The organism is Noviherbaspirillum aerium, from assembly GCF_008929045.1.
Lineage (GTDB): Bacteria > Pseudomonadota > Gammaproteobacteria > Burkholderiales > Burkholderiaceae_D > Noviherbaspirillum > Noviherbaspirillum aerium.
Genome location: NZ_VFAH01000030.1, coordinates 19,378 through 32,676, shown reverse-complemented (window position 1 = coordinate 32,676; position 13,299 = coordinate 19,378). Strand labels below are relative to the sequence as shown.

General features: G+C 63.2%; 13 protein-coding genes. 4 read left to right on the top strand and 9 right to left on the bottom strand.

All coding sequences use genetic code 11. The features are described 5' to 3' along the window. Positions 1-46: 46 nt before the first annotated feature. Positions 47-820, bottom strand: a complete 774-nt coding sequence (locus FH061_RS26345; RefSeq protein WP_151638808.1) for an endonuclease III domain-containing protein — start codon at positions 818-820, stop codon at positions 47-49. 45 nt (positions 821-865) lie between these two features. On the opposite strand from FH061_RS26345, the gene FH061_RS26340 reads away from it, so the two are divergent. The 4 genes from FH061_RS26340 to FH061_RS26325 all read left to right on the top strand — a co-directional run bounded on the left by FH061_RS26340 (position 866) and on the right by FH061_RS26325 (position 6,672). Beyond that, positions 866-1,222, top strand: coding sequence for a hypothetical protein (locus FH061_RS26340; RefSeq protein ID WP_151638807.1), 357 nt, complete (start codon positions 866-868; stop codon positions 1,220-1,222). An 84-nt stretch (positions 1,223-1,306) separates the two neighbouring features. Further along, complete coding sequence (locus tag FH061_RS26335; RefSeq protein ID WP_151638806.1) at positions 1,307-2,059, top strand: peptidylprolyl isomerase; 753 nt, start codon at positions 1,307-1,309, stop codon at positions 2,057-2,059. A gap of 132 nt (positions 2,060-2,191) precedes the next feature. Continuing rightward, positions 2,192-5,251 carry an ABC transporter transmembrane domain-containing protein gene (locus tag FH061_RS26330; protein ID WP_151638805.1) on the top strand — a complete coding sequence of 1,020 codons (3,060 nt, stop codon included), beginning with the start codon at positions 2,192-2,194 and terminating at the stop codon, positions 5,249-5,251. Then, complete coding sequence (locus FH061_RS26325; protein ID WP_151638804.1) at positions 5,248-6,672, top strand: sigma-54 interaction domain-containing protein; 1,425 nt, start codon at positions 5,248-5,250, stop codon at positions 6,670-6,672. Before FH061_RS26330 ends, FH061_RS26325 begins: the two co-directional genes overlap by 4 nt. A gap of 338 nt (positions 6,673-7,010) precedes the next feature. On the opposite strand, the gene FH061_RS26320 is transcribed toward FH061_RS26325, so the two are convergent. The 8 genes from FH061_RS26320 to FH061_RS26285 form a co-directional block, all read right to left on the bottom strand. Further along, entirely contained in the window at positions 7,011-7,784 is a 774-nt protein-coding gene (locus tag FH061_RS26320; protein WP_151638803.1) for a PP2C family protein-serine/threonine phosphatase, read from the bottom strand. A 52-nt stretch (positions 7,785-7,836) separates the two neighbouring features. Further along, entirely contained in the window at positions 7,837-8,130 is a 294-nt protein-coding gene (locus tag FH061_RS26315) for a hypothetical protein (RefSeq protein ID WP_151638802.1), read from the bottom strand. Between the two features lie 162 nt (positions 8,131-8,292). Further along, on the bottom strand, positions 8,293-8,553 hold the full coding sequence (locus FH061_RS26310) for a hypothetical protein (RefSeq protein ID WP_151638801.1): 261 nt from the start codon (positions 8,551-8,553) through the stop codon (positions 8,293-8,295). A 110-nt stretch (positions 8,554-8,663) separates the two neighbouring features. Beyond that, positions 8,664-8,948: a hypothetical protein gene (locus tag FH061_RS26305; RefSeq protein ID WP_225984902.1), complete on the bottom strand. Its 285-nt coding sequence runs from the start codon at positions 8,946-8,948 to the stop codon at positions 8,664-8,666. A 64-nt stretch (positions 8,949-9,012) separates the two neighbouring features. After that, on the bottom strand, positions 9,013-9,297 hold the full coding sequence (locus FH061_RS26300; protein WP_151638793.1) for a hypothetical protein: 285 nt from the start codon (positions 9,295-9,297) through the stop codon (positions 9,013-9,015). A 335-nt stretch (positions 9,298-9,632) separates the two neighbouring features. Beyond that, entirely contained in the window at positions 9,633-11,057 is a 1,425-nt protein-coding gene (locus tag FH061_RS26295; RefSeq protein ID WP_151638800.1) for an ABC transporter permease, read from the bottom strand. Beyond that, a complete protein-coding gene (locus FH061_RS26290; protein ID WP_151638799.1) occupies positions 11,054-12,523 on the bottom strand; it encodes an ABC transporter permease in 1,470 nt (489 codons plus the stop codon). Before FH061_RS26290 ends, FH061_RS26295 begins: the two co-directional genes overlap by 4 nt. Further along, positions 12,520-13,290: an ABC transporter ATP-binding protein gene (locus FH061_RS26285; protein WP_404822515.1), complete on the bottom strand. Its 771-nt coding sequence runs from the start codon at positions 13,288-13,290 to the stop codon at positions 12,520-12,522. Before FH061_RS26285 ends, FH061_RS26290 begins: the two co-directional genes overlap by 4 nt. Positions 13,291-13,299 lie beyond the last annotated feature (9 nt).

Here is a 13,299-nt window from a genome sequence, read left to right as displayed (position 1 = left end):
ATGCATGGCATGCCGCGCTCATGTGCCTATCACAAACTATCGCAACCTACCGCGCCGGCTGTTCGCCCTCATGCTTCGCCGTCCGCTTGCCGGCCAGCCTTGCCTGACCATGCGGGCAGAGATCCAGCAGCACGCACTGCCGGCATTTCGGATCGCGCCAGGTGCAGGTTTCCTTGCCGTGCCGCATGATGATCTGGTGATTGTCGTACACCATCTGCGCATCCCATTCGCCCGGCAGCTGGGATTCGAGAACGCGGTGCGAAGGACCCACCGGCAAGTCCTCGGGGATCAGGCCAAGCCGCGCCGCGACCCGGTGATGATGGCTGTCAACCGGCAAGGCCTTGCCGCGCAGGTTGCTGAAGGAAATCACCGCCGCGCTGGTCTTGGGACCGACGCCGGGCAGGCTTTCCAGCCAGGCGCGCGCCTTTGCCACCGGCCAGTCGCGCAGGAACTCCAGAGACAGGCTGCCATTGTTGCGTTCGCCGACTGCGCGCAGCACCGCCTGCAGGCGCGGCGCCTTCTGTTCCGGCCAGGTACAGGCGGAGATGGCGTCCTGCACCTGATCCACCGGCGCATCGCGCGCCTGTTCCCAATCGGGAAAGCGCTCGCGCAGCGTGCGGAAGGCGAGTCCCGAATCGCGATTGCGCGTGCGGTGGGACAGCAGCGCCGATACCAGTTCCGACAACGGATCAAGCCGGTGGAAATAGCGCAGCGGGCAGTCGTATTCCTTGCAGAGACGCCGGTGCACTTCCAGCGCCTTGGCCTCGGGAGGATCGTTCGGCACGTCGGTATCGAACAGGGAAAGGGTTTGCTGGTGCATGAGTGTTCTTCGTTGATGATGCGGTGAAAGCATGGTGAATAAAGGATGAAAACACCGCGCCTATGCATACCGCCGATATCGGATGTGACCCGCGCCGGCGGCAATCGTTTCCCGCAACAACCTCAACGCCCGGCTTCGCCGTCCGCAACCGTAAGGCCGATGTGCTTCTTTTCCGATGCGCCGGAAGCGTGCCGCGATGCCGCCGCGCCACATTGCATCCGGTTAAGCAAGAAGCACCGATTGTCCTTTCAGACATTGAGCAAACACAGCGTTGTTGGTTTACACCGTCTTATTATTCTCAATCTCGAGGTAGATAATGTGTATGGAGTGCTGCCGCTGCCGCTGCCGCTGCCGCTGCCGTCTTCCTCGATCGACCGCCGGATGGTCGGACAGTTGCTGTAACACCAGCAGTCAGGCCGCTGCATGCGCGCTTTGTCAATCGCGCTTGCCCGGCGGCGCCGTCCTGCATCTCAAGGAGAATGCGAAATGACCGAAATAGTGCGCATCGACGATGAAGTCATCGGCTTTGAAGATTTCGTCAGGACATTGAAACTGAGCGGGCAATTCGACAGCCTGGTCGAGCAGATTGTGCGCGACAAGCTCACGGTCAAGGCGGCGAAGCGGCAGGGCATCGTCATCAGCCCAGAAGACATACAGGAGCGCGCCGACCAGTTCCGGCGCGTGCAGGGCCTGCACCGTGCGGCGGACATGAACAATTATCTCGACGCGCTGCGCATCAATCTCGATGAATTCGAGACTTACATCACCGACATGCTCTACCAGGAAAAGATGCTGGCCCAGGTCTGCAGCGACAAGGCGGTGGAGAACTACTTCAAGCTCAACTTCCCGAAATTCGACAGCATTGAAATCAGTCATGTGGTGCTCGACACCGAGGGCAAGGCCAAGGAAATGATTTCGGTGCTGGAGGACGATCCCGACAGCTTCGAGGAAATGGCGCGCGAACATTCCATCGCCGATACGCGCGACAAGGGCGGCCTGATCGGCAAGGTGCTGCGCGGTTCGCTCAAGAGCGACATCGAGGCCAAGGTGTTCAATGCGCAGGTGGGTGAACTGCTCGGGCCGTTTCCGTCGCCGGACCGCAGCTTCTTCGAGATCTTCAGGGTGAACGCGAAAACCCCGGCCCGGCTGGATGAAGAGGCGTCCGCGGAAATCCGCCGCCTGCTCAAGGAAGAGTGGCTGCAGGCGAGGGCGCAGGAGCACATTATCGAAGCACGATAATCCTTCACCCGCTCCAACGCCCGCGCAAGGCTGCATGCCGATCCCGGATTCCTCCATGCCAGAACCCGGGATCGATAACAGCCGCACGGCAGGACGGCCCGAACGCAACCAAGCGAGGAAGATGGCGAATTCATGGACACCTCTCCCCAACTGCATCCGCTGACCGACTTCCTCGCCAACGTCGAAATCCTCTCGCCGTTCAGCCGCGAGGAACTGGAGCGGCTCGCCGCCAGCGCCGAATCGCGCTTCTTCGGCTTCGGCGACACCGTCTGCAACGCCGGCGACGCGGCCGAGGGCCTGTTCGTGATCAAGAGCGGTTCGGTGCGCATCTTCACCGAAGAGCAGGGCAAGGAGATCAGCATGGGCGTGCGCAAGGCCGGCGAAGTGTTCGCCGACATTGCCATGCTGCGCGAATACCGGCATGAATCCTCGGTGCGGTCTTCCACCAAGACGGAACTGCTGTTCATTCCGCGCCAGGTGATCGGCCCCATCGTGATGCAGAATCCGGCGGCCTATGCCTTCGTCACCAGCTATGTCGCCATCAGTTCGGCCGGCGGTTTCGTGGCGCGGCTGTTCGATCTCAAGGGCAAGGTCAACAAGAAGGAGCTGGAAGAATTCATCCGCAGCGTCGGCGTCAAGCGCGTCGCCGCCGGCAAGGAAATCCTGAAGCAGGACGCGCGCGAGGATCGCAGGCTGTATGTGGTGCGCCATGGCGAGGTGCGCATCGTGCGCACCGAGGAAGGCGCGGAATATCCGCTGGCGACGCTGCGCGAAGGCGAGATCTTCGGCGAGAAGGCATGCGTGATGCGGCAGGAGCAGATGGCCACCGTCACCGCCAATGTCGACACCACGCTGCTGGTGATACCGGAAAAGACCGTGCACCAGCTGGTGGAACGCAATCCCAAGCTGCGCGAGGCGCTGGAAGCGCGCATCCAGTTCATCGAGCGCGAACTGCACCGGCAGAAGAAGCTGGCCGAGCGGCGCAAGCATCCGGTGCGGCTGGACCTGCTTTCGGAGCCGGAGCATGGCGAGAAGCTGATCAAGCGTTTCCCCTGGGTGGAGCAGGCGGAAGAGATGGATTGCGGCGCCGCCTGCCTGGCGATGATCTGCAAGCATTACGGCATACCCATGACGCTGGGCAAGCTGCGCGAACTCGCCAACGTGACGACGCAGGGCGCCACCCTCGACAGCCTGGCGCGGGTCGGCGATTCGCTCGGGTTCACCACGCGCGGCGTGCAATGCACCTATGAATCCCTGCTCGGCTTTGAACTGCCGTTCATCGTGCACTGGGAGGGCTACCACTACATCGTTGTCTACGGCGTGTCGAAGCGGCATGTGCGCGTGGCCGATCCGGCGGTCGGCTACCGCAAGATGACGGTGGAGGAATTCGAGCGCGGCTGGAGCGGCACCTGCCTGCTGTTCACCGCGCGCGAGGACATGGTGCAGATGGCGGCGACCCGCTCGCCCTGGATACGTTTCGTCGCCTACCTCAAGCCCTATAAGAAGATCCTGCTGCACCTGTTCCTGGCCACCTTCGTGATCCAGATGCTGGGGCTGGTGCCGCCGCTCATCATTCAAAACATACTTGACGGCGTGATAGTGCATCAGAATTTCGGCCTGCTGCACCTGCTGATCGCCGGCCTCATCATTTCCAACGTGTTCACGCAGCTCATGAGCACCATCCGCGCCTATCTCGCCAACTTCATGGTGCGCAACATGGATTTCGCGATGATGTCGCACTTTTTCCGGCACACCATGTCGCTGCCGTTTTCCTTCTTCGCCAAGCGCAAGACCGGCGACGTGCTGGCGCGCTTCCAGGAAAACCAGACGATACGCGGCTTCCTGACCGAATCCACGGTCACCACGGTGCTCAACCTCCTGATGGTGTTCATCTATTTCACCATCATGTTCATGTACAACGCCAAGCTGACGGTGGTGCTGATCGCCTTCGTGATTCCCATCATTACGCTGACCGTGCTGGTCACGCCGAAGAGCAAGAACTATGCACGCGAAGCCTTCGCCTCCGCCACGGACGCCCAGGCCTACCTGATGGAAACCCTGGGCGGCGTGGAAACCGTCAAGGGCATGGGCATCGAGCGGGCGGTGCGCATGAAGTGGGAAAAGAAGTACGCGAAGTCGCTCGACGTGCAGTACCGCGCGCAGGGCTTCAACATCGTCGTCTCGCTTACCAGCCAGGTGCTCAACGCCGCCACCACCATTACCATTCTCTGGGTCGGCGCCAACCTGGTGCTGTCGCGCGAACTCACCATCGGCCAGCTGATGGCCTTCAATGCATTGATGGGCAGCGTGATGGCGCCGCTGATGGGGCTGGTCGGCCTGTGGAGCCAGCTCAACGACGCGGCGGTGGCCATGGAGCGCCTGGGCGACGTGCTCGACATGGAGCCGGAACAGAAGCCGGAAGACTTGCCGTCGCGGGTGGTGCTGCCCGACCTGCAGGGCGATATCCGCTTCGAGAACGTGTATTTCCGCTATGGCGGCAACGAGACCGACTATGTGCTGGAAAACATCAGCTTCGACATCAAGCCCGGCGAGCTGGTCGCGGTGGTCGGCCGCAGCGGCTCCGGCAAGACCACGCTGGCCAAGCTGCTGGTCGGCTTCTATGCGCCCACCGAAGGCAAGATCACGGTCGACGGCTATGACGTCGGCAAGATCGACAAGGATTATTTCCGCGCGCAGGTCGGCTATGTCATGCAGAGCAACCTGGTGTTTTCCGGCACCATCGCCGAAAACATCGCCAGCGGCGAGGAAAGTCCGGACCGCCGCCGCATCGAGGAAGTGGCGAAGATGGCCGATGCCCATCCCTTCATCGCCAAGATGCCGCTCGGCTACGAGCAGATCGTCGGCGAGCGCGGCGTCGGCCTGTCGGGCGGGCAGATACAGCGCCTGTGCATCGCGCGCGCGCTCTATCATGATCCGCGCCTGCTGGTGTTCGACGAAGCCACCTCGGCGCTCGACACCCAGTCGGAGAGCAACATCATGGGCAACATGAATGAAATCCTGAAGGGCCGCACGGCGGTGATCATCGCCCACCGGCTCAGCACCATCATGCGCGCCGACAAGATCCTGGTGCTGTATGAAGGCGCGATCGTGGAGCAGGGCCGGCACGATGAACTGGTCGACCGCCGGGGCATGTATTACCAACTTGTGCAAAAACAGCTGAGTGCCGCATGAAGCTATATAACCCCGGCCTGCCAGGCAACTCCGCGATGTCCTATGCGGGGGTGATCGAAAAGATAGAAATTCTCCGCACCACGCTGCGCTGGGCCAACCGGCTGGAACGCAGCGACATCGAAAAGCTGCTGCGGCAATCGAATGCCTTGCGCGATGAAGTGATGCAGCTGTCGCACAAGGAGCGCTTCATCAAGGCCGCCGGCGAAAGCGAAGGACCGGAGGCATCGAGCCGGCTGCCGGGCGAGCGCCGCAAGGCGTTGCTGGCGCGCAGCTTCGTCTTCGAAGGCACCTTCGGCGACAACCCCGACCTGCTCGATGCGCTGGAGGTCGCGGAAAAGGCGGCGCCGACCGAGCTGCCGGTGCTGATCGACGGCGAAAGCGGCACCGGCAAGGAATTGATGGCCAAGGTGATCCATGCCAACGGTTCGCGCGCCGACAAGCCCTTCATCTCGGTCAACTGCGGCGCCATCCCGGAAAACCTGATCGAGTCCGAACTGTTCGGCCACAAGCGCGGCTCCTTCACCGGCGCGGCCACCGACCGCAAGGGCAAGTTCGAAAGCGCGCACCGGGGCACCATCTTTCTCGACGAGATCGGCGAGCTGCCGCTGACCGGGCAGGTCAAGCTGCTGCGGGTGCTGGAAGCGCACGAGATCCAGCGCGTCGGTTCGGACGAACCCATCCCGGTCGACACCCGCATCGTGGCCGCGACCAACCGCAACCTGCGCAAGCTCAGCGAGGAAGGCACATTCCGCGAAGACCTGTTCTACCGGCTGAGCGTGATCCATGTCAGCCTGCCGCCGCTGCGCCAGCGCAAGGACGAGATTCCGCTGCTGTTTTCCTATTTCTGCGACGAGGCGGCGGAAATGATGAAGCGCAGGCCTATCAAGATGACGCCGCAGCTGCGGGAGTTCCTGCTGAACTACCGCTATCCCGGCAACATCCGCGAACTGCGCAACCTGATCTACCGGCTCAGCTGCCTGGCCGGGGAAACGGCGGACCTGGCGCACCTGCCGGTGGATATCCGCCCCGCGAAGGCGGAGGATGCCAGGGCTTTTTCCGCAGGCATGGGAAGGGACGCGCCTGCGGCGCCGGAGGCCGGCGCCGGCCCGGCTGCCATGCCCATCCCTGCTTCGCCGTCCGCAGTCATCCCGGCGCGCCGCATCGATGTGTCCGGCATGCCCCTGCTGCCGGGTTCGCTCAGCGATGCGCGGCGCATCGCCAGCGACGAGGCGGAAAAAGCCTTCCTTGAAAAAGGCTTGCGCGAAGTGGGCGGGACCGTGTCGGAACTGGCGCGGCGCTGCGACATGAACCGCTCGCACCTGCAGATGCTGCTCAAGAAACACGGCATCCATTCCAAGGATTTCCGCGCGCCGCGCAATCCTCGCGCGCAAGGGGCGGATAGCGGTCAGCAGCAGTTGTGAATGTGCTGCGGCGGGCCTGAATCCGGATGCGCCGTCCCGAGCATGCCCGGTCCCTCCTTTCGATTCCTGATATATCGCCGAGACCGGGGCTCGCGTTTCCAGCGGCAATCTGTCCGGGATCGGCAGGCAGGCCAGGGAGAAAGCGCTCCAATGGCGGGCCGGAAAAATGTGCATCGGAATCCGCAAAGAAGGCAGGCTTCAAGGCCGTTCACAAAAGCGGCAAGGGAAATGCCGTAGCCGAAAGATGCTTGAAAAGAACACTCGACTGGCGCCGACGCATTCGGATGGGCTTCGCCGCGGACTTCGTCGTTGCGTCGCGCGGCCGGCATGCATCTGCGCTACAGCGCCGGATTGAGGCTGGTCATTTCGATGGTTTCGCCTTCGCCGCTGGCCCGCACCACCACCACGGTGATGTTGTCCCGGCCACCGCCGTCAAGCGCCAGAGCGATCAGCATGTCGGACGCCTGCGCACAGTCGCCCGGCGCCATCGCGCCGCAGATGTCGGTTTCGCTCACGGCATTGCTCAGGCCGTCGCTGCAAAGCAGGAACATGTCGCCGTCGCTGACCTCCACGCTTTCCTGGTCGATATCCAGCACGTCGGCGGCGCCCACCGCGCGCGTGATCATGTTGCGCAGCGGATGCATGGCGGCGTCTTCCTCGCTGAGTCCGCCGCGCATCTTCAGTTCCTCCAGCTGGCTGTGATCGCGCGTGAGCTGCCGCAGCTTGCCGTTCCTATAGAGATAGATGCGGCTGTCGCCGGCCCACAGGTAGCCGCATTGCCGCTCGGAGGCCATCAGCACCACCACGGTGCTGCCGATGATATGCGTGTCCCGCGCCGCCGCCTCGCTGCGCAGGCTCTTGTTGGCCATCTGTATCCGCAGGCGGGCATCGCGCAGGGAGGCGGCGAGATTGTCCGCCGGCTTCAATTCGGCAAGGCCGTTGACGACCGTCTGGCTCGCGTAATCGCCGAAGGAATGTCCGCCCATGCCGTCCGCAACCGCCCAGATGCCGCGTTCCGGCAGCTCCAGGAAAGAGTCTTCATTGAGCTCGCGCACCAGTCCCACATGGGAACGCGATGCCGAGGTCCAGTGAAGTTGGCTGATAGTATTCATCGCATCCTCCATGGTCGACCGACTGCGGATGAAAGCGGTCCTGCTGCCCGGTTCAGCTCTTTGCGACAGTCTTGCTGTTATTGCTGTTCCCCGACACCGCCACGTTGATGCTGGAATTGGCCGCCGAGTTGTGCACGTCGATCATCTGGATCTGGTTGATCATCTGGTCGGCGCTGTAATTGTTGATCTGGTAGAAATTCACCACACCGCCGAAACCCGATCCCGATTTCGCATAGGGTTGTATCCAGCCGAACACCCAGGGTGCGCCGCCGCCATGGATGGCGGACATTGCCTTGCGGTCGAGTGCGCGGTTCATCGGCAGGTCGTTGATCGTCAGGGTGGCCATGTCTGTTCTCCGTATCGTTGATCAGGGTGTCGCGGCTTGTCGCACACTTTCATGCTCCATGCCGTATGTTGCAAGCGGCGTGCCTGCTTCATGGTCGATCATGATCGCAGGCGGAACGGGGCGCATGCGGGAGCTTTTTCACCCTGCCGATATTCACCGGTATCACACCGTCGTATTCAGCATAGCCCATTGATTGGGGCTGACATTGATCTTCGGCACGGCGAAGCCGGGGCCGATGGAGCCGACGTTGTTGAGGGTATTGACTTCGACGTTCTGCAGCTGCGTCAGGTTCTGGCTCACGCCGACATTGACGTTGGCAATCGGGCCGAGGCCGGCAAGCCAGGAATTGCCGCCGCGTACCGCCGCCATCGAGGCATGGTCGAGTTCGCTGCTGCTGGCGATATCGTTGATCTGGATGGACATGGGATGCTCCTTGCTGATGTGAATGAGTAAATACATGAATGCGATGCCAGCTTGCCGCTCGTCGGCGGAGGCCTTGCCTCCACCGTAGCGATAGGTTCAAGCGTCTTGCATCAGGACATGAAGTTGATGGTGTTCTTGCCGGTCTGCGTCGGGTTCACATCGGACTTGATGCCATGCACGAAGGCGGCATTGTTGCCGTTGTTGACCAGCGTGTTCTGGCCTTGGCCCAGCATTTGCTCGGCGCCGAAGCTGATCTCGCTCTTGGCCACGCTCACCAGCGGACCCCAGACCAGTGCCGGGCCCTTGACCATGCCGGTGCCGCCGGAGACGGCTGCCATGTCCTTCTGGTCGAGGTCTTTGGAAACGGACAGGTCCTTGATGTCGAGTGCTTTCATGATGATGCTCCTGATAAAAGTCGTAAGTGGCGATGATGGAATCGTTGTGGTCAAGCCCGGCGGCTCAGGACATGAAGTTGATGGTGTTCTTGCCGGTCTGGGTCGGGTTGACGTTGGACTTGATGCCGGAAGCAAAGGCGACGTTGTTGCCGTTGTTGACCAGGGTGTTCTGTTCCTGGCCGAGTGCCTGCTGGGCGCCGAAGCTGATTTCGTGCTTGGAGAAGCTGGCCAGGGGGCCGACGAAGAGGGCGGGCATCTTGGCCAGGCCGTGGCCGCCGCGAACGGAAGTCATGGCTTGGGCGTCGAGTTCGGAAGTGATGGACAGGTCCTTGATGGTCAGTGCTTTCATGGTGGTTCTCCAAAAGAGTGATGGTGTGGTTTGCGGGTGGTGAGCGTTTTGTCGCACTCGAGGGAGATATAGCAGGGGCTGTGCCAGGTGCCGCCGAAGAAAACGAAAATCGCCGCAAAGCCTTGTAAACAAAGGCGTGTTTGAGATTTTGCTTGGGCGGGGAAGAATTGGATTGACGCCGGTGCGCGCGCGATGGCGGCTTTTATCCGACACTGCGGCGCGGGGTGTTGGGCTGGATGCGACAGACGCTTGCCGGGGCCGACAAGTCTTGTGCATTCGAACAAGACAGGGCCGCCCGAGCGGAGGCCGCAAGACTTCCGCTCAGGCGCCAGGTATCACGCGGTGCGCGCTTCGCCTCGCGCAAGCGGGCTGACGCCGCGCAGGACAAGCACGCAGGAGCCGGCAATGATGCAGGTGGCCAGCAGCAATGCGCCGAGCATCGGCAACGGCAGCGATCCGGAAGGCGGGCGCGGCTGGAATGCCGGCAGATTGCGCAGTTCATCTGGGCCGAAGCGCCGTTCCTCGAAGACAAGCGGATAGAAATAGTGCCGCAGCCGGCCGTGGAATTCGGCAATGCGGTCACGGTAGGCGAGTTGCGCCTGGAGGTCGGTGTCGGCCAGCCGGTGCAGCGCCAGCTGCGCCGCTGCTGCCGGCACCAGCCATGCCGTGCGTGCCGTCCATGCTTCGCGCTGCATCATGCTTTGCCGATAGGCCGCTACCTGCGCCGATACCGCTTCGTCGCCGACCTGGTGCATCGCGTAATACCACTTCCAGTGAAATCTTCCGATCACCGGCGGCGTGTTGCTCCATTCCGGATGCGTGCGGAAAAACTTTTCCATCACGACCGCTTTCGGAAGATCCCATCCCTGGTGAACTTCCTGGCGCTGGGCCATCGCCAGTTCCACGCCCTTTGCCACCGGCACCAGCCGGTTGATGGCGGCGTTGGCCAGCGTCGGCAGCAGCAGCGTGAGAGTGACGAAGAGGCCGAGCTGCGTGGCGGCGGCGCCGGTGGACGAGCGGGCAAGCGCCCCCACCAGCACGCCGGCGCCTATCCAGAAGGCGGTGTAAAGCGCGGCGATCGCCAGCACCCCGGCCGCCTGCGCGATACCGGCCGAGGCGAACAGCAGGCCGGCGGCGAGCGGCAGCAGAATGGCAGCCATGATGAGCCCGTAGCGCAGCCAGGCGCGGCGCCGCCACAAGCCTTCCTGCCGCAGCGGCAGGGACATCAGCAGGCGCAGGCGGCCCGACTCGCGCTCGGCCGTGATCCAGTCATGGGTAAGGGCGATGACGAAGAGCGGCACGAGATAGATGAGCACGAAAGCAAAGTCGAACTTGCCGAGCAACACCAGTTCCGGATTGAAGTTTTCGGATTCGTAAAGCTGGGAATGCAGCCCGAGCATGCGGACGCGCAATGCCGGCGGCTGCAGGTCGCGCTGGCCGAAGGCGAGGAAGGCGAGCGGCGACGGCGCGTCCCAGGTGAGCTGGAATCCGTAGTACGCCGCGGACCCGGCATCGCCGCCACCGCTTCCATTTCCATCCTTGCCCTCCTTGCCAGCCTTGGCATGGGCGTACCTGGCGGCGAACGCCTTCTGCTCTTCCTGGTGAGCGGCGGTCAGCCGCGCCAGCGTCTGGTGCTGCGCGGCGACGGCGCGATAACCGTTCCACACGGCCAGTGTGGCCAGCGCCAGCAGCAGCGCCAGCGCACCGGCGGCCAGGCGGGATTGCAGGATGATGCGCAGTTCCAGCATCCAGGTTGTCATGCTGCCTTCCTTTCCAGTCGTTTGCCAAGCAGCGCGAGCGCAAGCATCAACACCGCCAGCCAGCCTGCCAGCACGCCAAGCGAGGGCAGCACCTGCGCGCGCAGGGTGTCGGCGAACGGACGCGGCGCGGGGGCGAAGCGCGGCAGGGACTGCCAGTTGCGCTGGCTGATGCGCTGCTCCTTGTCGTTGTGGTAATGCACCTGTTCCGCATGCATCCGGTTGAGTGCCTGGATCAGCGCATAGCGGTATCTTTCGGCGTCGGCCAGGAAGCGCTCGTAGCTTTCACGGTCGCTGCCGGCAAGCGCGGCGGAGAGGCGGCGCACCGCAAGGACCGGGCTCACGGGAGCGAATGCATTGACCCAGCCGCTCTGCGCCTGCTGGCGTTCGAAGTTGTCCCGCATGTAGCGGTCGAAGAGCTCGCTGGTCATGCGCTCGCCTTCCGCCATCAGCAAGCCGCCGTAATTGACGGGCAAGTCTTCCACGCGTTTTACGCCGTAGCGCGCCAGGGTTTTCTCGCGGAACTCGCGGAAGTAAGGATCATCGGGATTGTGGCTGTCGCCGATGGCCGCCAGGTCCTTGTGGATGGCGACTTCGGTTTCGATGCGCGAGGGCAGGATGATACGGCTGGCGGCAAGATCGGGGAGCATGCGCGGAAGCAGGATGACGATGCCTATCCACAAACCGGTAAGCATGATCAGCGCATCGCGCGCGCGGCTTGAGCAGGCGGAAATACCTACCGCGACGCAGCTCCACATCAGCAGGTAGGCCGTGTAGCCGGCCAGCATGAATGCCGCCGATGCCATGATTGACATGGCTGCGCCGCCGCTGCTGCTGCCGGAGGACGCGAAGGCGATGAATGCAATGCCGGCGAAGGCGGGCAGCGCAAGCAGGCCGGGGATCAGTGCATGGGCGAGCAGCTTGCCGAGCAGCAGGGAACGGCCGGCGATGCCCTGGGCAATGGAGAAGCGCAGCTGGCCGCGTTCCCGCTCGCGGGCGATGCTGCCGAACGCGAGGAAGCCGATGAGCAGGGGCACCAGGGTTTGCAGCACGAAGGCCGGCGTCAGCAGGCCGAAGCGCAGCAGCACCGATGACTGGCCGGCATCGCTGAAGTTGGCTGAGTTCTGGCGGTGGCCTTCCAGGTAGAGGGTGTGGCCGGTGAAGGTATCCACGCCGAAGTCGAAGAAGGCGAGCGGGCTCAACGGCCGGAACACATAGTGGCCGTAATGCGAGACGCGGTGCGGATGGCGGTCGGGCTGGGCATCCCATTGCTGGTCGGCCAGGGCCTGGAAGCGGGCGCGTTCGCTTTCGATCGCATGCCGGTGCTCGAAGCCGACGAGCGTGGCGGTCAGCGTCAGCAGCAGCATGACGGCCACCGCGGTGAGCGCGACGCGGCTGCGCAGCAGCGAGCGCCATTCTTCCCGGGCAACGACCCATGCGGTCCGCCAGGCGGTGGGGCGCGGTCTCATGCCTGTCTGCTCCATGCGGCATCCTGCGGGGCAATGCGGCCGGCATAGTGCCGGTACAGCAGGCGTACATCGAAGCGCTCCGGTCCTGACGCATGGAATTCCTCCACGATGCGCCCCTGCGCCAGGAAGCCGATGCGATCGGCCACTTCGGCCGCGCTCAGCAGATCATGGGTGACCATGAAGACGGCGATATCCTGCGCGCGCAATTGCTTGAGCAGGCGGTTCAGCTCGCTGGTGGCTTGCGGATCGAGGCCGGTGTTGGGTTCGTCCAGCAGCAGTACCGGCGCGTTGCGCGCCAGCGCCAGTGCGATGGCCACTTTCTGGCGCATGCCCTTGGAAAACCCGCCCAGCCTGCGGTCCCAGGCCGCCGGATCGAGCCCGACGGCGTGCAGCGCCTGCCCGATGGCGTCGGAATCCTTCATCGGCATGCCGGCCAGGCGCATGAAGTAGTCGATGTTCTCGCGTGCCGACAGGTGTTCGTACAGCGCAACGTTTTCCGGGACGTAGGCAAGCTGCGCGCGCGCCGGCAACGGATCTTGCGCGACGTCATGTCCGCAGACATGCACGCTGCCGGAGGCGGGGCGCACGAAACCGAGGAAGGCATTGATCATCGTCGACTTGCCGGCGCCGTTGCCGCCGAGGAGTGCGTAGATTTCGCCGCGATGGACATGCAGGTCGACGCCGCGCAGGACGGGGGCGGCATGGTAGGAGACTTCAAGGGCGCTTGCCGCCAGCGCCGCCTTGTCATTGGCTGTGTTGTTTGGCATGGTCATTCA

What these genes read in the sequence shown, in the direction of transcription:
- FH061_RS26345 (WP_151638808.1), bottom strand. Translation starts at nt 820, where the DNA reads ATGCACCAGCAAACCCTTTCCCTGTTCGATACCGACGTGCCGAACGAT.
- FH061_RS26340 (WP_151638807.1), top strand. Translation starts at nt 866, where the DNA reads ATGAAAACACCGCGCCTATGCATACCGCCGATATCGGATGTGACCCGC.
- FH061_RS26335 (WP_151638806.1), top strand. Translation starts at nt 1,307, where the DNA reads ATGACCGAAATAGTGCGCATCGACGATGAAGTCATCGGCTTTGAAGAT.
- FH061_RS26330 (WP_151638805.1), top strand. Translation starts at nt 2,192, where the DNA reads ATGGACACCTCTCCCCAACTGCATCCGCTGACCGACTTCCTCGCCAAC.
- FH061_RS26325 (WP_151638804.1), top strand. Translation starts at nt 5,248, where the DNA reads ATGAAGCTATATAACCCCGGCCTGCCAGGCAACTCCGCGATGTCCTAT.
- FH061_RS26320 (WP_151638803.1), bottom strand. Translation starts at nt 7,784, where the DNA reads ATGAATACTATCAGCCAACTTCACTGGACCTCGGCATCGCGTTCCCAT.
- FH061_RS26315 (WP_151638802.1), bottom strand. Translation starts at nt 8,130, where the DNA reads ATGGCCACCCTGACGATCAACGACCTGCCGATGAACCGCGCACTCGAC.
- FH061_RS26310 (WP_151638801.1), bottom strand. Translation starts at nt 8,553, where the DNA reads ATGTCCATCCAGATCAACGATATCGCCAGCAGCAGCGAACTCGACCAT.
- FH061_RS26305 (WP_225984902.1), bottom strand. Translation starts at nt 8,948, where the DNA reads ATGAAAGCACTCGACATCAAGGACCTGTCCGTTTCCAAAGACCTCGAC.
- FH061_RS26300 (WP_151638793.1), bottom strand. Translation starts at nt 9,297, where the DNA reads ATGAAAGCACTGACCATCAAGGACCTGTCCATCACTTCCGAACTCGAC.
- FH061_RS26295 (WP_151638800.1), bottom strand. Translation starts at nt 11,057, where the DNA reads ATGACAACCTGGATGCTGGAACTGCGCATCATCCTGCAATCCCGCCTG.
- FH061_RS26290 (WP_151638799.1), bottom strand. Translation starts at nt 12,523, where the DNA reads ATGAGACCGCGCCCCACCGCCTGGCGGACCGCATGGGTCGTTGCCCGG.
- FH061_RS26285 (WP_404822515.1), bottom strand. Translation starts at nt 13,290, where the DNA reads ATGCCAAACAACACAGCCAATGACAAGGCGGCGCTGGCGGCAAGCGCC.